This is a genomic window from Candidatus Tisiphia endosymbiont of Oplodontha viridula (assembly GCF_964264865.1).
GTDB lineage: Bacteria > Pseudomonadota > Alphaproteobacteria > Rickettsiales > Rickettsiaceae > Tisiphia.
On the sequence record NZ_OZ183486.1, the window covers coordinates 320,001 to 338,545 of the forward strand.

Below are 18,545 nucleotides of genomic sequence, written 5' to 3' on the forward strand. Positions count from 1 at the left end.
GTTATTTGTTATTGTTTCTTGAAGTTTTTTTTAAACCCTTCATGAGTTTCTTTATTCTGTTTGTAATGCACTGGTCTTGGGGTAATGTATGCAAATTTAAGTTTCTGTAATACTCTATGTACAGCCGATTTACTAGCATCAATCTCCAAATTTTCTTTAAGTTTTATGATGATATTTTTTATTGTCATGTTACAATCGTCTTGTAACCATTTATTTATTGCTTCACAACAATTTTTTGTTAATTTACTTTTTCGTCCTCTACCTTGTTTATATTCAAGGCTTTTATCATTACCTTGAGCAAAGCTTTTTACCCAGTTCCTAAGCGTATTGGTTGTTATATTAAATACCTTACATACTATACCAACACCATTTTCTTTAGCAGCAATTATAGCCATAAGTCTAATAGCAACTCTATTATCTCGGTTCATGCTTGCAAGCTGCTCAATAGCACGTTGGTATAACTCTTCTGTTATTAATCTTTGATGACATCCCATTATATTCCTTTCCTTAATTTATTCATAAACTTGGAATATTATAACATAATCTCATCTTTTTTCTACTATTTATACTAATTTAAATTAGGGAATTGGTATTACTTGGGCAAAGGCTTGCTCGCTATGCTCAGGACTTCTCCCTTCTGATACCCAAAAAGTAGTAGCTCCACCAGTTTGTTTTGGTATTGCTACATCGCCATGCAAGCCACTCATTACTTTAGCTCCCATTTGCTTAACAAGCATTTTGTTACGCAGCAGTTCAATAAAATTGTTGCTTAGGTAATCGGTACTAACTAAGTAACCACCGGCAACATTTGATAATTTTTCCAGCGTTCTGCCTACATAACTTCTTTGCTCTATTTGTTCTAAATTGACATCAAGAGGTACAAAAAAGCTAGAAGGCTCTCGATTAATTTTTTTAGCAACTGCCATTGATGCTTCTTTTTCCAGCTCAGCATCACTCCAATTGCCTGTCACTGTTGCTCTAATGGCTTTTAAAATAGAGAAGCTTCTTGCTTCCTTTGTACTCATTCCGATAACAGCTGATTTTGGTGAAGTAGTGTTGATAATTGGATTATTACTCAATGTTTCGAGAACCTTCTGCCTAAAAGCATCAATGCTTTTGCCCTCACGAATAAATTCTATCGCCATATCGTGCATATTATGTTTATCACCGATAGTTAATATCTCACTAAGTCTAGTAGCTTCATTCTGCCTAATGTCTTTGGTAATTTGTTCGGTATTAACGGTAATCGATGGTTGACTATTTTCTATTACTTCATTTTGCATGTTTTCCCTCATATTAATCATATTATTAGCAATTATTTCTAGTTGGTTTCGACCAATACCCACTGTATGATCAGCTGGTATTGATACTAATGATACTTCTAGGGGTTTCCATTTGTTGATCCGATAAATGTTAGGATTATCCCCTTTTGACTCTTGCTCAAGTATTATGCCATTTGGTAAATAACAATAGCCTACTGATATATTACTTTTAATGCCATCTAGCACGTCTTGGTAAGCTGCTTCAGCTAAAGTACTTTTACCAAACCTTATTTTGCCCCTAGCTTTACCATCACTAGTTATTTCAGCAGCTTCAACAATACCAATTTGCTTAGTTGGGTCATGGTCAAGAAGTAGGGGAGCGTGACCAGAATTTAACCAATCTAGCTTGACGCTTTCAGGTTTGTGGTCAAGTATCTCAAGACCAAAAAATCTCTCTACTGGTTCTTCACTTGAAAAAGACAGTTCAAAACTGCGATCTTCTCTAAGTAGATGATCTAAAACCGTGTGTCGGTATAGTATTTCACTTTTACATTTAATCGTCATTAGATTCTTCAGTGCTAATTGTTTGCTGTTCATTGTCTTTGTTGGTAGTTGTTAATGTTAAATCTAAGCCATATTTTTTAGCTAATTGTTGTTCAAATACTATCTGCTGAAATAATTCATCTATATCCATACCTTGATCTGCTGCTATTTGACTCCTAGTTTTAGTTTTCTCAGCGACTGCAATTTGATTGGCATGGCTTTCTTTAAGTGGATCAACCCAAGCCCATCCTCTAGCTCGCCATATTGGTTTGTTGTATTGATCAAATTCCGATAGCGGTATTTTAATTCGACCAGTAGTAATGGTCATTAATAACCAGTTCTCAAATACCGAGTTACAAAAATGCTCTATCACCCAATTTTGCAGCATACGCCAAGTATCACGATCCTCTAGGCTACCATGCCTAATTGACGAAAAGTTTACATTCTCAAGATCATTGGCAAGGGTCGCATAAGAAATATCCAATCCGCTAGCAATTCCCCGGAGTATTGACTTCTCAAAATCAGCAAAGCTGCTTGTTGGATGATTAGGGTCAAATAGCCGCACATCCATACCAGCAGGCAGTTGTTCAAATGTCCCGGGATCAGCTTCCATTATCTTGCCACCAAAACTATCATCTTGACCAAGATAACCACTACCATCTTGAGAAATAAAAAACCCCATTTTTGATGCACCAACTCTAGCTGCTACCAGCTCTGCTTCTTCATAAGCTCCCAGCATCCGCAGACGTAACATGGCACTGTGCATCCATGGCACACCTCTACTTTGCGAAGGTCTTTCTAAAATATAGCCATGAATAATCTCATTAGCAGTAATTCTTTGGTATTGCTTATTATTGTCATATTTTTTAAAGATTTCACCGGGATGGGAGGTAAGTAGATAATAGGCTACAGGTTTATTCCATTTATTAAATTCAATTCCCATGCGAATATATCCACCATCCGGTAGAGCTTCATTTAACTCCTAGTCCAAATGATCAGCTTCAATAAACTGCAGAGCAAAACCAAACTCATTATCAAAGCCTTTGACTAAACGAATAATAACCTCTCCATCACGAGCCACTGATTCTAGAAATAATTTTTGACAATCTATCCAAGATAATCTGCCATCTACCGTACAAATACCTTTTTTGCTCCAATTATCAAATTGTTCTAGGATATAATTATTTTTATCTTGCAGAAAATTTTCACTATTACTAGAGGCACGTAGTTGTAACCGTATGCCATTAGCACCTATAACATTAGTAGAAGTTCTTTTTAAAAAACGCCGAGCATAATCGTTATTTATACAAAGTTCTCGTGATCGGCTGCGTAGTATTTTGAGGTCTCTATATAACTCTGCATCTGCTGATAGATTCCCAGTAATCCAATCATTAGTAAAGCGATTAATGCTAGCGGCTGCGTATTTACGCTTTTCCTTAATAACCGATTTACCTTTGAAGAAATCAAATAGCTTCATGGGTTATTGAATCTAACCTTAATCAGGTTACCTGAGCTAAGCCCATTCTTTATCCTTTCTTCTTGCAAATTCCTAGCATATTCAGCTTTGTAAATATCACGCCATTTTAGTAATTCTGCTGGACTTAACCGTGACAGGCTACGACCGCTGATCGAATATGACAATTGATCTCGGCTTGCCTTGCCAACAATGGTAGCTTCTAGAGCATCCAAAACCTTCTTAACATGCGGGCGACCATCATAAGTTGCAAGTAGTGCTAAATTAGGTTTAATTTCTAAATTACCTTTAGCAATCATATAACGCAAATTCTCTTTATGTACCGTCGCTTGCCACCAATAATTACCAGCTGTATAAGTAGCTGTTGTTTCAGAATCTAGCAACACAAGGTAATAATCTGCTTCAGCAATAGCAGCAACGTTAAAACCAGTGGTATAATTACGAAAGCTGTAAGACAAATTCCATCCTTCATTAGCAGAATATTTGTTTAAATATCGTTGCCACTCAACAGTGTCACCTGCAGTAAATGATGTTGGTTCAGAAATCACCGTAAAATATAATTAAAAAAACTTATTGTTGACTTTTGCTAACTATAGTTTAAAACTAAGAGTGAAATAACTGCAAAGTTATTTTGGAGTGTAACAACCTCCATTCAGCAGCGGTAGACATCAGCCCGTAAAAATGATGTTCCTCGATTATTACGATCGGGGTGATGATAGCTATGTTCAGGGCTTGGGGTGTAAATCTCAAGCCTAAAAGCTATTGTGCTGTCTGCTGACGGTGTTGTTACCCCCCGATCGCCAAGATATGTATAACCTATAAATTTTTTCTTTTATCATTTTATCTTTGGCGATCAAAACTCTTAATTATTAAAACATTAGAGAAGGGGTCGCATATGAACAACCAACAAGCCATTATCTTATTATATTCATCACATGCCCGTTTTGAACTCATAAGGCAATCTTTGATCAATTTTTGTAAGGAAAATAATTTTACAATAATAAAAATTATCGACGCACCCAATAAATACGATGACAGCATACTTCGCGAATTAATTTATACAGTAAGCAAACAAAATAATTATAATAGTCCTATCAATCTAATCATCGATGACAGTATATTTGGTAATATTTGTTATTTCGTAACTTGGGTGGTAATTACTACTTTATTAGAAGCTAAGCTGATTAATAGGCTTTATATTCAAGAAAATATATTGCATACTGCCAATACTGAAAAAGATAAATTTGATAATTTTTTAGCAACTAACATAATAACTGAGCATTATTTATTAAAATTCTGCTTCTCATATTTTAACGTTATAATGCATGCTGCTAAAGCAACAATAGATTTCGATGATGAAGAATTACATAAAGGCGGCAATGCATAATATTTCAGGATTTAAAATTACCAATTTTTGACAAAGCTAGTTGTTTTTCTGATTGGCTTGATAAAGTTTAAACTCAGCTTTTCCTCAGCTTCTTTAACTTCTACTTTTGCTGTTTGTTCAAGCATTTTATTTGCTAAAAGTTCTAAATTTGGGTTTAGTATGTACAAGGCTGCTAAGGCATAAACCCTACAATCAAGTGCCTCATTACGTTTACCAGCTGGCTTCTCCCATTTGCGAGTTGGAAAGCCTTTATTATAATAAGTAACGATTTTCTCTGCCGTTAGCTGTTTAAAATATTCCGCGTCATAATTTATTGGGAAATGACAATATCCCGGTCCTAGTTCAGTAATCTTTAACCGGCTGTAGATCATTTCTTTGGCTGTATCAGTGCCAATAGAAAACAACTTAACCCGCATTCTATTGGCAATCGATGGTCTGCTAACCAAGGCTTTACCTGCTATTGATGAACCCTTTATGGCAAATATCCTACGTAACTGTCTTTTCTTACAGTATGCATAAACTGCTTGGGTGTGATGACCGCCTGAATCAACACAAACTGAGGCAATCCTAAGGTTAATGCCACTTTGGTGTTTAATGTTCTGCTCTAGGATGTTATCAAGATCGTCCCATATCTCACTCCTAGCAGGATCACCATAGATTACTCTATAATCAAGCGACCAGCTTTCTTCTTTTACACCCCAACCAACTATTTCCACTTCAAGTCGATCATTTTGTACGTCCACGCCAGCAGTAATAATAACAACCCCGCTAGGTACAACATTGCCCCAATTTTCTTTTCTCGATAATAGTGAAGTTTCATCTACCTTGTCCCCTCCTTCCTCCCAAGTTTCACCAAGACTAGTATTAACCCAAGTCTTTAAGGTTTCAGGCATCATTTTAGCTTTCAGGAATTCTGCCGTCATTCTAGACCAAGTTACCCAAGGCGAATATATCTCGCTTAGATGAAAACCAGCAATATTGTTACTTTCTCCTTTAGCTTCAGATATCCACTTGCCACGCTGCAACATCGACATTTTATCATTATCGTGCAGAATGCAGCCATTTACCTCACAAACATAATGTGCTTCTTCAGGTTTGTCTTTAGGCCATCGTACTTGAGACCATTTTAAGGTTTGGTACTCACCGCATAATTTACATGGAACATAATAACGTCTTTGATCGCTTTGCAGATAAGCTAGTTCTATTCTGCTAAAATATTTGATAGTTGGGGTGGAAGTTAAAATAATTTTTCTATTCCAAAAAGTTGTAGCTCTTTTTTTGGCTAAATTAACTGGGTCTCCTTCTGAACCACTACTAGCAGGATAACGATCTACCTCATCACATAGCACAATCCTGACTGGCCTGCTTGCCAGTGAAGAGGGTGAATTACTACCAGCCATGGTAATGTGTCCACCCGGAAAACGCTTGTATAAAATCTTATTGCCGGAATCTCTACTTTTTGGTTCTTTGACTAAGTTCTTAAATACCTCACTATCACGCAGCATAGGAGTTAAACGATCCGTTGACCAGCTTTCTGCCAGCTTTTCAGTAGGTTGCACTATTAGCATTGGTGCTGGGTCTTGATGAATATGATAGCCAACAATATTATTGATCACTTCAGTTTTACCAACTTGTGCTGATGACATTACTACGATCATCTCTATCTTTGGATCATTTACTGCATCCATGATTTCGCGTTGATATGGCGTTTTACTAGTATGCCAGCTGCCCGGCTCAGCCGAGGACTCACTTGACAGCTTACGATAATTATCCGCCCACTGGCTTACGCTTAACTTTGGTGGTGGTGCTACTAGTTTGGCTATTTTCTTGGTAATCTGACTCCAAATTATTTGGCTTGTTGGCATAATGGGATTGTTGTAAGATGAAGATTTTTTGAATCAGTTCACAACAGTCCCATAATTGCTAAGTTCCAAAAGTGCCTTATGTATCTCCGTCTCTAAGCAATGCACAATGGCCGCAAAATCATTATCAAGTACTATTATTTGCCGAGCTATATTGTTTGGAAGACTTAGCATCCTAGCTCTAAAGGCAATGATCAAATTAGACCAATGAAGTTCCACCTCACTGCTAGCTAAGTATTTGCCTTCCAGTATCTGTACTTCTAATTCTGCTTTATCAGCTTGAGCCTTGAGTAAGCGTAGTTTTTGGGCGTTTAAATTATCAGAGGTATTTTTGCCAACTGGTCTTGACTCAAGATATCGTGCATAAGACTTTATGCAGTCAGCTAAATCATACTTACCAGCTACTGGGGTAGGTAGTATAGCTTCCTTAACCAATTGTTGCACTCTACGTTCACTTAATTGCAAAGCTTTGGCAATGTCTGATACTTTATGGTTATTCATTAAACTTAGTTTATTTCAAAATAACAATTCTTAAAATCATACTTATGCAATAATAATAGGAACTGAATATTGAGTTATTTTATTATCTCTAGTAATTATAGTTAAACCTTCTATAATAGCCTGAGATATAAGGAGTCTATCAAAAGGGTCATCATGATAATTTTCTAACTTTTCTACAAAAATTGTATGATTGATATTTATAGGCAAAGGATCAAAACCGCTCTCTAATATTACTTGTTCAAGGTTATTGGGAGCTTCTAGTTTGCCAAGAGCTTTTTTAATAGTAATTTCCCAACTATTTACTGAACTGACAAAAATTAGGTTATTAGGGTTACTAATAATTTTTCTAGATTCTACTGTTAAGGTTGGGTTGTCTTCTAACCACCACAATAAAGTATGAGTATCAAGTAAATAACTCACTACTCTTTCCCCATAAAACTTGCCAATAAGTTTTGTGGCAATTGATCAAAATCTTTAGCAATTTTTATTTTTCCTTTCCACACTCCGGCTTTACGTGGAATTGATAAAGCATTATATTTTATTATTTTAACTGTTGGTCTGCCTGCTTTGCAAATAATTACTTCTTCTCCTTCTTGAACTTTTTTAATTAAGTCAGAAAAATGAATTTTCGCTTCATGTATACTTGCTATTTGCATTCCTTTTCTCTAATTCTTCTTAAAAATTAAGATTAAACTAAATTTTATTATATGTATAGACAATGTTTAAAAATAGATATATGGCTTACAAGTTTATACTTAATTTCGTTTTTTTCTACAGCTCATTAAATGTAAGAGTCTTATATTTAAAGGGTTACAGAGCTTTTGTTAAATTAAAAGAAACGAAATATACCAAAAATTTTTATCGCTAGGCAAGGGTCGGGGTGGTCAGTCACCCAGGTTCGACAAGCCTAGAAAGTACCTTGTTTCGTTTCGTTTTTTCCATACTATTTGTTAAATTGCTTCTGCCTCCTTTATTTTGCTGTGTCTAAGGCAAAGTTAAAAGAAGTCGTAAACACCTTATCAAAGCGGCTATTAAAAGTATTAACTGCTGTAGCCTTAAACCCAAACCTTGGGTTAACTTTAGCTTCATGGGTTAGACCATATAACCTTTCCAATCTTTGACTACTAACTCTACGATAAATAGATTTGCCAAGTTTAAATATACTTCTATTCCCCTGTTGATCTCTCAAAGCTTTTGAACTTCTTTGCTTTTTTGGTACATTACTGGTTGGTACAGCAATCATACTGCCACGATATGGCACTTTAATTCCACCTTCTTCCTGAATGTAGGCAAAATGAGCCTTAGTGTACACAGCAGATATTAAGGCATATTTACTAGCAAATGCCACCTTGATACCAGTTCTTTGGTGTTTGTCCCACCATTTTTTGCTGTTATTGAATATAATTGGTACTCTTTTGCAGATTTGTTCTTGCACAAGCAATGCTATTTTGTTCAAAGTCAAGTTAACTGCAAATGGTAGCTGTTTCTTCTCGATATTATCCATATAACGGGCTATCTTGTTTATATCACTTCTCACATCAATAGTAAAACTCATAACTGCAACCTTTCTAATTTTTAAGCTACTGGACGATATTTAGAACCGTGCAATATTGCAGCAACACCCATTAAAACCCCCTCTCCAAGGTCACCTGTTACTTTAATTGCTGGTCTTACAAACCTTTTATCACCAATATAACCTGCCATAAAAGCAGTAGTATCATCAGGTCTAGTTTTAAGGTAAGCAAAAGTGCCAGTATTTTCCCCAAGCACAGCTCCTATAATCTCTGTATCAAGACAATCAGTAAAGTTAACATTGTCGTTTGAATGTTGCAACCTGATTTGTACATGCCTGTCATCATTCGGATTCACGTTAGCCGCTCCTACCATTACCGTAAAAATACCACTTTCAAAACCTGATACATCCACCGCCTCTACATCAAGTTTATCTGCATTAATTGCTACTGGTGCTAACAATTGCTGCAGTTTGCTATTGGTTTTTTCTTCTCTCGTTACTGCCATTTATTCCTCTTTTCCCCTTACGCCAAATTACCAAACCTACTATCCCATTATTGCCTTTTATTATACCCTAAGGTTTACTAACTTGCAATAGTTTTTAATTAAAAGTTATTATAAGTTACTACTCACCCCTAGAGTTATGCTGCTTTCAAGGCAAAAAATTTTACTTTAAGTTACATTTTACCAAAATTCTTGCCATCTTTTTTGTTTCCTCTTATCTTGTTACTGCCATTTATTCCTCTTTTTGTCCTTACACCAAGCTACCAAACCTACTATCCCATTATTGCCTTTTATTATACTCTAAGGTTTACTAGATTGCAATAGTTTTTAATTAAAAGTTACTATAAATTACTACTCACCCTTAGAGATATACTGCTTTCAAGGCAAAAAATGTTACTTTAAGTTACACTTTTGCTAGAATTCTTTAGCCCCTCTTGCCGATAAGCTTCAATCAAATCATCTAGTGCCTCACGTAATCTAGTGCTGCCTGCACCTTTAGGCCACTGTGGCATTTGCTTTAGCTCAAATTGCCGCAACGGCATCTCCAGTAAGCAAAAATGCTCAACTATCTCCTGTGACTTCCTACCAAGCTTAACAAATATTCGTTGATGAACTCGAGTCGCCTGTACTTGCCTCTCAAATCCCAGCATTTTGCTAAAGTCTTTGTTTGCTTCAATTTGGATTATACCTCTACCACCAACCATGATTGCCCTTTGGAAATTACAAGCTAGGCGATCAGCTGCCCTAAACTGCTCATGGTTGATCCCATGCCTCTTACCTTCTGCTACTCCATTTGCCTCATCCTCCAGCCAACAACGATAAAATCTAGCTATTGGTCTTTTGTCGAATTTGTTTAATTCTGTTCTTTCAGTTTTATGATGTTTCATGTTTGTTACCTTGTAAAAATTATTGCAGATCCACTTTGCCAGCAGAAGCAAAAATATATATCTACGGCAGACTTTTTATAAGTCTGCTATATATATTTATATATATACAAAATCCTGCTTTTTTGACCTACCTTGAAAGCCTTGCAGTATAAGGTCTTGCGGGTAGTCCAAAAACGCATTTTTATTTAAAAGCATACTGCTTTTTTGGCTTGCCTTGTATCCCAGTTTCTAAAAGGGTTTGCGGGTAATCAAAAAGAGCAGTGCTTCTTTACTGCACTTTTAATATCCCCTGAAAGCCTTGTAATATAAGGGTTTACAGGTAGTCAAAAAGAGCCGTACTTTTTTGTTGTATCTTTAAATTTCTGCATCTTTGCTACACTTTTAAAATTCTATATAAGCCAGTCTTCTAAAAAGTTTTGCAGATATTCCAAAAAAGCAGTGCGTTTTTACTGCATCTTTACTGCACTTTTAACATCCCATGAAAGCCTTGTAGTATAAGGATTTACAGGTAATCCAAAAGAGCAGTATTTTTTGCTGCGTCTTGAAATTTCTGCATCTTTGCTGCACTTTTAAAATTCTCTACAAACCAGTCTTTTAAAAAGTTTTGCAGTATTTCCAAAAGAGCAGCACGTTTTTACTGCACTTTTAATATCCCCTGAAAGCCTTGCAATATAAGGCTTTACGAGCAGTCCAAAAAAGCAGTACTTTTTTGCTGCATCTTTGCTACACTTTTGTTTTTTCTAGCAATTGTTTGTTCCGTATTTTTTCTTCATTTAATCCTCATGCTTTCTTCTAAATCTATGTGCCAAATTTTAGGATTAAGTACCTCATCTTTTTTACCATCACCGTCACGTTTATAATGTGTGGGTAGTATCGCTTTATAGTTTCTTGATATTTCACCAGTGTTGGCATCTATATATTCACCTAAATACATTTTCATCCCTTCAGTACACATAAAACCAAAATTTGCTTTCCCTTCTTTGACAATTTTTAATCCATAATCTTTTGGATTATCAAAAAACTTAATAAGTCCTTTAGTAGCAGCTGCAGAACAATCATCACAAATAGCTCTTTTATTTCCTAAATCATTAGTATTACGAAACTTTTCACCAAATTGCTTCATTAAATAAAACTTGCCTTTGATAGCTTCAGACTCAAGCAAATTGAGGATCACCATAACCCTTCTCTGTCGTTCTCTATCAAATAACAAACCACTTTTTTTAAATGCTATTCTTTTATTATTTGCAATAGATTCTTCTACCCATCGTCCATTTTTCTTACAAATGCTTTTAGTTGGTATCTCCTTACCATTACGTAACTCAAAGATTAGGTGGCGGTCGTTGCTTTCAAGATCAGGCTTATACAGCAAAGCACCAGCGGTGTAATAACCACGCAAACTACTAGCACCGCTAAAGGTTTGAAATGGATCATCATCAAACTGAGTTTTAGTGATTTTTTTAGTGTGATGCACTAGTATAATACCAGCATCTAGATTTACTTGGTCTCTTAATAACTCAATCCTCTTTTGCAGAAAAAATAACATCGCATCATTGTCATTTTCAGTAGCTCCATTTCTGCCACCATCAAAAACATTACGAATAGGATCAATTGCGATAATGTCTAGTTTATCGGAAAATACCTGCTTAATGTGTTCAGCCAGTGCCTCTATCGTTTTTTTATCCAAACTCAACTTTGAATTTGGAGTAATGTATAAATTATCTTTAGCTAGATTAATTACTTCTTCTGATAATTGCATATTTTGCAGTCGCTCACGCAAATAATGATAACCAATTTCTGCCTGAAAATAAAAAATCCTCAGTGGTCTTGGTGGTACAAAGCCAATAAATTCCCGACCAGCTGCCATATGCACGAGTAGTGACAATAAAAAGTCGCTTTTTCCAACTTTAGGTGAACCACCAAACACAAGCATGCCACCTAATGTTAAAATACGTGGGGCAATTAGGTCTTCAGGTAGGCTACTTTTGTCCCCAAAAGAGACTCAAATGAAAAGCTTTTAATTATAGGCAATTTGCTATTTTCTTTACAGTTTACCTTTTTCGGTTCGCCGTATTTTTGCAAATGCAACTTCCAAAGACCATTAACCGTCTGTTTGATTTTTTCGAGAGACCAAGAAGGAATTACATTAGATAGGTTATAGCTATGAATTTCCTCAATAGCCTCATCCTTGCTAATTAGCCCATCATGACAACGTCGTAGCCAATAGCCAATTACCCGACTTAAATGGTTAAACCTAGTATGCTCACCATTACCTCCTTCATGGACTTTATTGGTTAGTAAACTATTAAAAGGCAATGTATTATTATTTGATGGTTTTAAAGCGTTAACAGCAATATTATTATTTAATGTAGGAAAATAGTTAGCACGTGTTATTAGCTCTTCTATTTCATATTCTACTGGATTATACGACCTAATCTTAACTAGATGATGCTTACCCCCTTTATGATAGATTGAACCAGCGACCCTAATTGGTTGATGAGCTGACTTAAAGTGAGTATCACCACCGAAAAATAGGGCAATTTGGTATCTAAGTTTTAGAAGCTTTTGCAAATCATCACCTGTTACTGCCCTAGTTAATTGCCAGTAAATATGTAGCTTGGCATGACCTGAATCAGTAATACCTCCAGATTCAACAACCATCGTTGGCTCACCTAAAGCTGCAGTTAAATCAGTTAGTTTACGTTCAGTGTCGCCTTCATCAATATCAATAAGCAGTACTTGCATTTGGATGACATCAATACTACCAGCTACTCCAACTTTGGCAACAGTGCCGGGGACAACATAAAAAGCAGAGCTTCGTTGATTAGCTAACTTTACAAAATTAGCAGCATGCTCTACCACCTCATCATCAGCCTTTATCCACGTGTTACTTGGTGGTCGGCTGTTGTTATTGCCTTTTTCAGCAAAAGACCTCAATGGTATAAAACCTTCTAAATAGCCGAATACTACATAAAAGTAAGTTTTTATATAATCTCTTGATGGTTGAACCATAGTTCTCTTTATGAACCCCAACATTTATCTTGGTAATGGCACATTTTACACTCGAAATAATCCTTGCTGGTAAAAGCCCTTGGCAGTAATTCATCAGCTTCTATAGCCTTGATAATATTTACTGCCTTATCACTCATTTTTTGGGAAGTTCCCCGTCAAATGGTATCAATTCGTGGTAAATTTCTGCATTATCTTTGTTAACACTCATCTTCGAGACGAAAAAGTGCTTGAAACGTCTAAAGAATCAGGTTCGCAGTGGTTTTGGCATGAAGTTTGTAGTCATGTAAACATCACTTTTCTACTTGACATACTAAAAATTAGTCAACATAATGCTTCTTATGTGTATTACCATTGTTTTGTTTCAAATAAAAACTCTTGTCATTAAAGTACACTTTTATCAGTATTTCTTTATTATAAAATTCCACAGGTGAAAAAATAATGGTATGGACCTCCTGATATACAGAATGAAAAGCAGTTGCTAATCTTCTAAAGTTAATATTAAATATTAAAATAACAATCAGGAGGCTAAGATGGAAGTTACCACAATTGGTATAGATATTGCAAAAAGAATTTTCCAAATTCATGGTGTAGATAAAAATGGTAAGACGGTATTAAAGAAAAAATTAATGAGAGATCAAGTTTTAACATTTATGGCTAATTTACCAAAATGTTTGGTAGGGATGGAAGCTTGCGGCGGAGCTAGTTACTGGGCAAGAGAAATAACTAAATTGGGGCATATAGTAAAACTAATGGCTCCACAATTTGTCAAACCGTATGTTAAAACTAATAAAAACGATCAAGCTGACGCTGAAGCTATATGTGAAGCAGTAACAAGACCAAATATGAGGTTTGTACCAATTAAAACTGTAGAACAACAAGATATTTTGTCAATTCATCGGGTAAGAGAGAGATTGGTAAAAAACCGTACGGCACTTGCGAATGAAATTAGAGGATTATTACATGAATTTGGTTTTATTATTCCTCAAGGGATCAATAAGGTTGTAACAAAATTAACTGAGATTTTAGATGAAGGAAATTTGAGTCAGCTAGGTTACCAAACATTTAGTGAACTGAAAGAGGAATTTTTGGATAATGACAAAAAAATAAAAGAGATAGAAAAAAGATTAAAAATAATAGCTAGCAACTTAACTCAATATCAACGATTAACAGCTATACCTGGTCTTGGTTTAATTACTGCTACTGCTTTAATAGCATCAATAGGTAATGCTACAAGTTTTGAGAATGGTAGGCAATTATCGGCATGGTTTGGATTAGTGCCAAGGCAGCATTCCAGTGGAGGGAAAGATAAGTTGCTTGGAATTAGCAAGCGAGGTGATGTTTACTTGCGTACTCTATTGATCCAAGGAGCTAGAGCTGTACTAAATGCCAAGATAAGATTTACATCGGAAGAACAAAAATCTAAAAAAGATTTTAGCAAATTTACGCAGTGGATGTTTAATTTATCTGAGCGAAATGGACATAATAAAACAGTAGTTGCTGTAGCTAATAAACTGGCAAGAGTGGTGTTTGCAGTACTAAGGTCAGGGGATGATTATGTAGAGAGTAAAGTTTGTAGCACAGAGCTATTATAATTAACATAAAATAAAATAAATAGTGGTTTATTAATTAATAGGTAAACAAAGAATATGTAAGAGATTCCAACCCGGAATATGCGTGAGATAATAATATTGATGGTAAATAAGACAAACCTTAGCTTACAAAGAAACTGATGACTACAATGGCTCTTTGAAGCCGATAAAATGATAAGTATATAGTTTGTAAGCCAGCGAATTCCATCAGGGCTGTAGGATAAATTACACATAATTTATTAACTATAAGCCGGATACATGTATGCATTTGCATTTTTGCTATTAGATGTTATTTTTTTCTTGCATTTTACAGGAGGTCCATACATGTAGTCAGTAACGAGAATTTAATTCTACACTCCACTCGTCGCATAATACTCACGTTCTATAGCATAATTTCTGCTCATATTTATCTCGAAGATGAGTTAACAGCTGTAAACAAGCATGGATTCTTTGAAATACTAGGAATAGTCTCTGTCATATAAGCTTGGTACAAAGCAATCTGAGCAGCATAGAGCGGCTTAGACAAGGTTAACCCTTTTTTTACAGTTTCCTTCCACGCTCTATTGTTCATTGATTTTGCTTCCCATAAGGCAGGACAGGTAATATTGATTCCGCTAGGAGCAGTTTTAATAATCCCATCGATATGCCCAGCTATTCGAGTATCAGCTGCCATAAAACCAAATTGATTACCGTTGTCATCAACAGTAATCAGCTCAAATCCAGCTAGACGTAGCCATCTTGCCGCTAGTTCTTCAAACAAATGCCCAGCTTCAAAGATGCGAAGTGTTTGACCGCTAAAGCCTGAAGCTGCATTATTCCCAGCACTTAGATATTCATACTGCAACGCTCTACTACAAGGATGACCAAGGCTAGAAGCACCTAAATACTTACGTTTTGCCAACGTTTTTCTTTCTAATGTTAAGGCTTGGTTCAGCAATAGATTCAACTGCTCATTAATGCTACTATTAACAGTTGTATTGATTGGCCTATTAAAATCCAGCATCATCAGCCCCAACTTGGTATATTACTAAGACCCATTACAGCAGCATAATCCTTATGCTCTAGACCAATGGCACATTTGATCACGTTTCTATTATTACCCTCCTGATCTTGTTCAACATCTATTTTAACCACAAACTCCAGTCCATTAAGGTCAGCAAAACTGTCAATTTTTCTAGCAGTTTGTGCAGCTTCATAATTATCCTTATCACTAAACCCCTTAGCTGAATTTAAGATAGAGCGGATAAAACTGCGACCCATAGCACCCCAACGATTATTATTCTTCTCACTGTAAAGACCAATTAGCTGCCATATTTTGTAACCTATATATTTTTCATCTAATTTCCCTTGTAAAATTGTAAATGCACAGTTCAGGTAAACAGCCCCACTTGCTAAATTCTGAGTAGCATAACCCGAAGTCCAACCTTGTTCTAGGTCATCATAACCGCCCATCTTAATTCGTAAAGCAACCTTAGCTATAGTCCCAGCTGGGATTAGTTCAAAATTAAACTGTTCAATATTATTAAAATCGTAAAAGCTCATAATTATTTTCCTCCTGTTGTTATTCTTGTTGCTGATTTAATTTTTTCCATTAATTTGCCAAGGTCAGCTGGTTCGATCATTGCTAATTTGCCTGATCGGTCTTTGGCGGGATAACCATATAGATTGTTGGTATGGTTAATAAAAGCCCGGTAAGTTGAGTTATCTTGTGCTTTAAACTCTGCCATAGTAATGACCTGATCAACTATACCCGGTAGCTCATGCCGTTTTGCTACCATCTATTTGCAGAGCAAAATTTTTGCGGTTTAAATCATCAAATTTTTCTTCTAAAATTCCAACAAACCAAATATTCTTACTTCTGCTATGCTGTAAAGTAGTAAGCCAGCTAATCATTTCTTGTCCATGCAGCCCATAGGCTGAACGCATATCTTCTTTGCCGGTTTTATCGCTAATTACCTGTGGTTGCCCCTTACACCATTGCAAACACAATCGACCTGCAACAGTAATGGAATCAATGAAGATAGTCTGATATTTATCCAACATTGCAGCTTCCCCAAAGCGTTTGCAAACATCTTGATAATGAGCATTACTGTAAACAAAACCATCACGAACTGCTGGATTAGCACCACCAATAAATACTGCAAGGTCTCGACATTCTTGCCAAGTGCGAGGTCTAATAGTATCTCCTTGCCAACCTTCTACTGCTAAATCACCTGCCTCTAGATCAAGGAATAAAGTGTTATCTTTTGGCAATGTCCAAAGTAAACTGGTTTTACCTACTCCGTAACCACCAAAAATACAGCCCTTAACACCTCTTGTTTCAGCTAAACGTTCATCGGCACTGATAATAGGCAGCTTGCTCATAATACTACCTCCTGAGCCAGTCTGTTTAGTTTATAGATCGGCTTACTCAACTTTAAAGTTCGAGCAGGTTCAAAAATGTTCTTAATTGTGCTAGACCAACTGTTATACTTAGCCTCTAGTACATTGTAGTAGGTCTCAACGAAATCATTTAAATTACCCCCGTTAATTAAAATATCAGTAGCAATTTTTGCCAACTTTTGCTGATCCCATTCAACCTTCTTAACAACATCACAACTAATCTTAAAGCCATTATCCTCGAGATGTATAACGCCCGTATCTTTCTCAAGACGTAGCCTTTTAGCTCTAATATGTTCCCCATACTTTAAGCTAATGGCATACAAAAGCCATTCTCTAGTTTTTTTTGCTTGCTCAAGTTGCTCTAATACTTGCTGCAATAACTGGTACAAATCTTGTATTTGGTATTTTGCTAGCGAGCCAATTGGTATGTGTAAAACATTATCTTTATTCATCATTAATCTCCTATTTGAAATATAAAATGGTCTTAATAGGATTCCTTGAAAATTCAATTTTTGCAACCTTAAGTTATTAAAAATAATTTGTTTAAACCGGATATCTAGCATAGATCAAGCAAAAAGCTCTTTAATTTAGTTATTTAAAATAACATTTTTCCACAGATTTATAATTTTAAATTACAGTATCCATAATTAGAAATCAGTCCATGACTCAGTACGTTTCTAAAACTCGTATGCAGAACTTTTTATTTAACAAGAAATACTTTTTTATACATAACAATTAGCTAGGTTTTATAACCTACAATTAAAATTAAGAAGATTATGAAACTTTCAACTTGGATGTCAGTAAATAAAATAAAGCCTACTGCAGCTGCTCGCTTATTTGAAACAACTCATGCCCATATTTACAGATATCTTTATGAAGCAGCTATTCCAAGAGAAAAAATTATGTTGAAGATTTTTATAACTACTCGAGGAGCTGTAACACCAAACGATTTTTACGGAACTACGGATGAATTTCTTGAACAAGAATTATTAAAAGAATTAAAACAAGATGACTAATGACATTAAACACAGTCTTCAAACTATCCTAGCACTTGACCTTGGCACGACCCTAGGCTGGGCAATACGATATCCAACAGGTCGTATTACCTTTGATACAATCACTTTCAAGCTAAAGCGATTTGAAGGAGGAGGCATGCCACATTTACGCTTTAAGCAATTTACAGGTAAAGGCAATGCTTCAAAACAGGAAGTAATTAAGGCAGTTAAACGCAAAGGTTTTACTACAGAAGACCATAATGAAGCTGATAGCTTAGCATTGCTGGATTTAATTTTATCGAAATATAATGAAGAAGAATTATGATAAACAGATTACCAAACGCTGATTTAGGTGATAAAAAGCCTCATAAAAATATTAAAGCTAGAAAATCAAGAGAAGAAATTTTTAACTGTTTAGCTAACTGTATTCGTAATGCTCATGATGAAGATATAAGTGAGGAGGAGTCAAGGAAATTAGCAAGAAACTTTATAAATTTTTGCCAAAAATTTGTAGAGATTCAAGTTAGGTTAGAAAAGGAGAAAGAACTAAAAAATTACTTAAATCAAAATTGACCTTCTAATTTTTTTTTTAAAGATAATAAGTTATTTGTAAATTAAAGATTGAAAAGTTAGTTTTA

Annotated in this window: 22 protein-coding genes and 2 pseudogenes; 6 read left to right on the top strand and 18 right to left on the bottom strand. The window is 35.5% G+C overall.

Annotated elements, in window-relative coordinates; all coding sequences use genetic code 11:
- Positions 1-8: 8 nt before the first annotated feature.
- From ACFEL1_RS01625 to ACFEL1_RS01640, 4 genes and pseudogenes are all read right to left on the bottom strand, one after another.
- Complete coding sequence (locus ACFEL1_RS01625; RefSeq protein ID WP_375330797.1) at positions 9-494, bottom strand: helix-turn-helix domain-containing protein; 486 nt, start codon at positions 492-494, stop codon at positions 9-11.
- 84 nt (positions 495-578) lie between these two features.
- Positions 579-1,826: an HK97 family phage prohead protease gene (locus ACFEL1_RS01630; RefSeq protein ID WP_375331245.1), complete on the bottom strand. Its 1,248-nt coding sequence runs from the start codon at positions 1,824-1,826 to the stop codon at positions 579-581.
- Positions 1,816-3,282 (bottom strand): annotated as a pseudogene (locus tag ACFEL1_RS01635) (phage portal protein). The gene ACFEL1_RS01630 and the pseudogene ACFEL1_RS01635 overlap by 11 nt, the downstream one beginning before the upstream one ends.
- Positions 3,279-3,827: a hypothetical protein gene (locus tag ACFEL1_RS01640; RefSeq protein WP_375331246.1), complete on the bottom strand. Its 549-nt coding sequence runs from the start codon at positions 3,825-3,827 to the stop codon at positions 3,279-3,281. Before ACFEL1_RS01640 ends, ACFEL1_RS01635 begins: the two are co-directional and overlap by 4 nt.
- Positions 3,828-4,174: 347 nt before the next feature.
- On the opposite strand from ACFEL1_RS01640, the gene ACFEL1_RS01645 reads away from it, so the two are divergent.
- A complete protein-coding gene (locus ACFEL1_RS01645; protein WP_341763221.1) occupies positions 4,175-4,666 on the top strand; it encodes a hypothetical protein in 492 nt (163 codons plus the stop codon).
- 17 nt (positions 4,667-4,683) lie between these two features.
- On the opposite strand, the gene ACFEL1_RS01650 is transcribed toward ACFEL1_RS01645, so the two are convergent.
- The 10 genes from ACFEL1_RS01650 to ACFEL1_RS01695 form a co-directional block, all read right to left on the bottom strand.
- Positions 4,684-6,531, bottom strand: a complete 1,848-nt coding sequence (locus ACFEL1_RS01650) for a phage terminase large subunit family protein (RefSeq protein WP_375331247.1) — start codon at positions 6,529-6,531, stop codon at positions 4,684-4,686.
- A 33-nt stretch (positions 6,532-6,564) separates the two neighbouring features.
- Entirely contained in the window at positions 6,565-7,029 is a 465-nt protein-coding gene (locus tag ACFEL1_RS01655) for a hypothetical protein (RefSeq protein WP_375331248.1), read from the bottom strand.
- A gap of 42 nt (positions 7,030-7,071) precedes the next feature.
- Positions 7,072-7,449, bottom strand: coding sequence for a type II toxin-antitoxin system VapC family toxin (locus ACFEL1_RS01660; RefSeq protein ID WP_341760855.1), 378 nt, complete (start codon positions 7,447-7,449; stop codon positions 7,072-7,074).
- Complete coding sequence (locus ACFEL1_RS01665; protein WP_341760854.1) at positions 7,449-7,685, bottom strand: type II toxin-antitoxin system prevent-host-death family antitoxin; 237 nt, start codon at positions 7,683-7,685, stop codon at positions 7,449-7,451. Before ACFEL1_RS01665 ends, ACFEL1_RS01660 begins: the two co-directional genes overlap by 1 nt.
- Positions 7,686-7,999: 314 nt before the next feature.
- Entirely contained in the window at positions 8,000-8,584 is a 585-nt protein-coding gene (locus ACFEL1_RS01670; protein ID WP_375331249.1) for a hypothetical protein, read from the bottom strand.
- 20 nt (positions 8,585-8,604) lie between these two features.
- A complete protein-coding gene (locus ACFEL1_RS01675; RefSeq protein WP_375331250.1) occupies positions 8,605-9,048 on the bottom strand; it encodes a hypothetical protein in 444 nt (147 codons plus the stop codon).
- Between the two features lie 395 nt (positions 9,049-9,443).
- Positions 9,444-9,932, bottom strand: coding sequence for a DUF6456 domain-containing protein (locus tag ACFEL1_RS01680; RefSeq protein ID WP_375331251.1), 489 nt, complete (start codon positions 9,930-9,932; stop codon positions 9,444-9,446).
- A 769-nt stretch (positions 9,933-10,701) separates the two neighbouring features.
- Positions 10,702-11,862, bottom strand: coding sequence for an AAA family ATPase (locus ACFEL1_RS01685; RefSeq protein ID WP_375331252.1), 1,161 nt, complete (start codon positions 11,860-11,862; stop codon positions 10,702-10,704).
- A 29-nt stretch (positions 11,863-11,891) separates the two neighbouring features.
- Positions 11,892-12,941: a hypothetical protein gene (locus ACFEL1_RS01690; RefSeq protein WP_375331253.1), complete on the bottom strand. Its 1,050-nt coding sequence runs from the start codon at positions 12,939-12,941 to the stop codon at positions 11,892-11,894.
- Between the two features lie 8 nt (positions 12,942-12,949).
- Positions 12,950-13,078, bottom strand: coding sequence for a hypothetical protein (locus ACFEL1_RS01695; RefSeq protein ID WP_375331254.1), 129 nt, complete (start codon positions 13,076-13,078; stop codon positions 12,950-12,952).
- Between the two features lie 86 nt (positions 13,079-13,164).
- Here ACFEL1_RS01695 and ACFEL1_RS01700 point away from each other — a divergent pair, with 86 nt between their 5' ends.
- Both ACFEL1_RS01700 and ACFEL1_RS01705 read left to right on the top strand, forming a co-directional pair.
- On the top strand, positions 13,165-13,326 hold the full coding sequence (locus ACFEL1_RS01700; RefSeq protein ID WP_341761540.1) for a hypothetical protein: 162 nt from the start codon (positions 13,165-13,167) through the stop codon (positions 13,324-13,326).
- A 145-nt stretch (positions 13,327-13,471) separates the two neighbouring features.
- On the top strand, positions 13,472-14,533 hold the full coding sequence (locus ACFEL1_RS01705; protein WP_375330705.1) for an IS110 family transposase: 1,062 nt from the start codon (positions 13,472-13,474) through the stop codon (positions 14,531-14,533).
- 403 nt (positions 14,534-14,936) lie between these two features.
- Here the strand turns inward: ACFEL1_RS01705 and ACFEL1_RS01710 are convergent, their stop codons facing one another.
- The 4 genes and pseudogenes from ACFEL1_RS01710 to ACFEL1_RS01725 all read right to left on the bottom strand — a co-directional run bounded on the left by ACFEL1_RS01710 (position 14,937) and on the right by ACFEL1_RS01725 (position 17,364).
- The gene (locus ACFEL1_RS01710) at positions 14,937-15,533 is read right to left on the bottom strand and encodes a hypothetical protein (RefSeq protein ID WP_375331255.1); all 597 of its coding nucleotides are present in this window, start codon (positions 15,531-15,533) and stop codon (positions 14,937-14,939) included.
- Between the two features lie 2 nt (positions 15,534-15,535).
- Complete coding sequence (locus ACFEL1_RS01715; RefSeq protein WP_375331256.1) at positions 15,536-16,072, bottom strand: hypothetical protein; 537 nt, start codon at positions 16,070-16,072, stop codon at positions 15,536-15,538.
- Between the two features lie 2 nt (positions 16,073-16,074).
- Positions 16,075-16,894: pseudogene (locus ACFEL1_RS01720) on the bottom strand (ATP-binding protein).
- Complete coding sequence (locus ACFEL1_RS01725; protein ID WP_375331257.1) at positions 16,891-17,364, bottom strand: hypothetical protein; 474 nt, start codon at positions 17,362-17,364, stop codon at positions 16,891-16,893. The pseudogene ACFEL1_RS01720 and the gene ACFEL1_RS01725 overlap by 4 nt, the downstream one beginning before the upstream one ends.
- A 324-nt stretch (positions 17,365-17,688) precedes the next feature.
- Between ACFEL1_RS01725 and ACFEL1_RS01730 the strand changes: the two genes are divergently transcribed.
- The 3 genes from ACFEL1_RS01730 to ACFEL1_RS01740 are packed head-to-tail and all read left to right on the top strand — an operon-like array spanning position 17,689 to position 18,480.
- Positions 17,689-17,928, top strand: coding sequence for a hypothetical protein (locus ACFEL1_RS01730; protein WP_375331258.1), 240 nt, complete (start codon positions 17,689-17,691; stop codon positions 17,926-17,928).
- Positions 17,921-18,232 (top strand): hypothetical protein, encoded by a 312-nt coding sequence (locus tag ACFEL1_RS01735; RefSeq protein WP_375331259.1) that lies wholly within the window; start codon positions 17,921-17,923, stop codon positions 18,230-18,232. Before ACFEL1_RS01730 ends, ACFEL1_RS01735 begins: the two co-directional genes overlap by 8 nt.
- Positions 18,229-18,480, top strand: coding sequence for a hypothetical protein (locus ACFEL1_RS01740; RefSeq protein WP_375331260.1), 252 nt, complete (start codon positions 18,229-18,231; stop codon positions 18,478-18,480). Before ACFEL1_RS01735 ends, ACFEL1_RS01740 begins: the two co-directional genes overlap by 4 nt.
- Positions 18,481-18,545: the final 65 nt, after the last annotated feature.

What these genes read in the sequence shown, in the direction of transcription:
- ACFEL1_RS01625 (WP_375330797.1), bottom strand. Translation starts at nt 494, where the DNA reads ATGGGATGTCATCAAAGATTAATAACAGAAGAGTTATACCAACGTGCT.
- ACFEL1_RS01630 (WP_375331245.1), bottom strand. Translation starts at nt 1,826, where the DNA reads ATGACGATTAAATGTAAAAGTGAAATACTATACCGACACACGGTTTTA.
- ACFEL1_RS01645 (WP_341763221.1), top strand. Translation starts at nt 4,175, where the DNA reads ATGAACAACCAACAAGCCATTATCTTATTATATTCATCACATGCCCGT.
- ACFEL1_RS01650 (WP_375331247.1), bottom strand. Translation starts at nt 6,531, where the DNA reads ATGCCAACAAGCCAAATAATTTGGAGTCAGATTACCAAGAAAATAGCC.
- ACFEL1_RS01655 (WP_375331248.1), bottom strand. Translation starts at nt 7,029, where the DNA reads ATGAATAACCATAAAGTATCAGACATTGCCAAAGCTTTGCAATTAAGT.
- ACFEL1_RS01665 (WP_341760854.1), bottom strand. Translation starts at nt 7,685, where the DNA reads ATGCAAATAGCAAGTATACATGAAGCGAAAATTCATTTTTCTGACTTA.
- ACFEL1_RS01670 (WP_375331249.1), bottom strand. Translation starts at nt 8,584, where the DNA reads ATGAGTTTTACTATTGATGTGAGAAGTGATATAAACAAGATAGCCCGT.
- ACFEL1_RS01675 (WP_375331250.1), bottom strand. Translation starts at nt 9,048, where the DNA reads ATGGCAGTAACGAGAGAAGAAAAAACCAATAGCAAACTGCAGCAATTG.
- ACFEL1_RS01680 (WP_375331251.1), bottom strand. Translation starts at nt 9,932, where the DNA reads ATGAAACATCATAAAACTGAAAGAACAGAATTAAACAAATTCGACAAA.
- ACFEL1_RS01685 (WP_375331252.1), bottom strand. Translation starts at nt 11,862, where the DNA reads ATGCTTGTGTTTGGTGGTTCACCTAAAGTTGGAAAAAGCGACTTTTTA.
- ACFEL1_RS01690 (WP_375331253.1), bottom strand. Translation starts at nt 12,941, where the DNA reads ATGGTTCAACCATCAAGAGATTATATAAAAACTTACTTTTATGTAGTA.
- ACFEL1_RS01695 (WP_375331254.1), bottom strand. Translation starts at nt 13,078, where the DNA reads ATGAGTGATAAGGCAGTAAATATTATCAAGGCTATAGAAGCTGATGAA.
- ACFEL1_RS01705 (WP_375330705.1), top strand. Translation starts at nt 13,472, where the DNA reads ATGGAAGTTACCACAATTGGTATAGATATTGCAAAAAGAATTTTCCAA.
- ACFEL1_RS01710 (WP_375331255.1), bottom strand. Translation starts at nt 15,533, where the DNA reads ATGCTGGATTTTAATAGGCCAATCAATACAACTGTTAATAGTAGCATT.
- ACFEL1_RS01715 (WP_375331256.1), bottom strand. Translation starts at nt 16,072, where the DNA reads ATGAGCTTTTACGATTTTAATAATATTGAACAGTTTAATTTTGAACTA.
- ACFEL1_RS01725 (WP_375331257.1), bottom strand. Translation starts at nt 17,364, where the DNA reads ATGAATAAAGATAATGTTTTACACATACCAATTGGCTCGCTAGCAAAA.
- ACFEL1_RS01730 (WP_375331258.1), top strand. Translation starts at nt 17,689, where the DNA reads ATGAAACTTTCAACTTGGATGTCAGTAAATAAAATAAAGCCTACTGCA.
- ACFEL1_RS01735 (WP_375331259.1), top strand. Translation starts at nt 17,921, where the DNA reads ATGACTAATGACATTAAACACAGTCTTCAAACTATCCTAGCACTTGAC.
- ACFEL1_RS01740 (WP_375331260.1), top strand. Translation starts at nt 18,229, where the DNA reads ATGATAAACAGATTACCAAACGCTGATTTAGGTGATAAAAAGCCTCAT.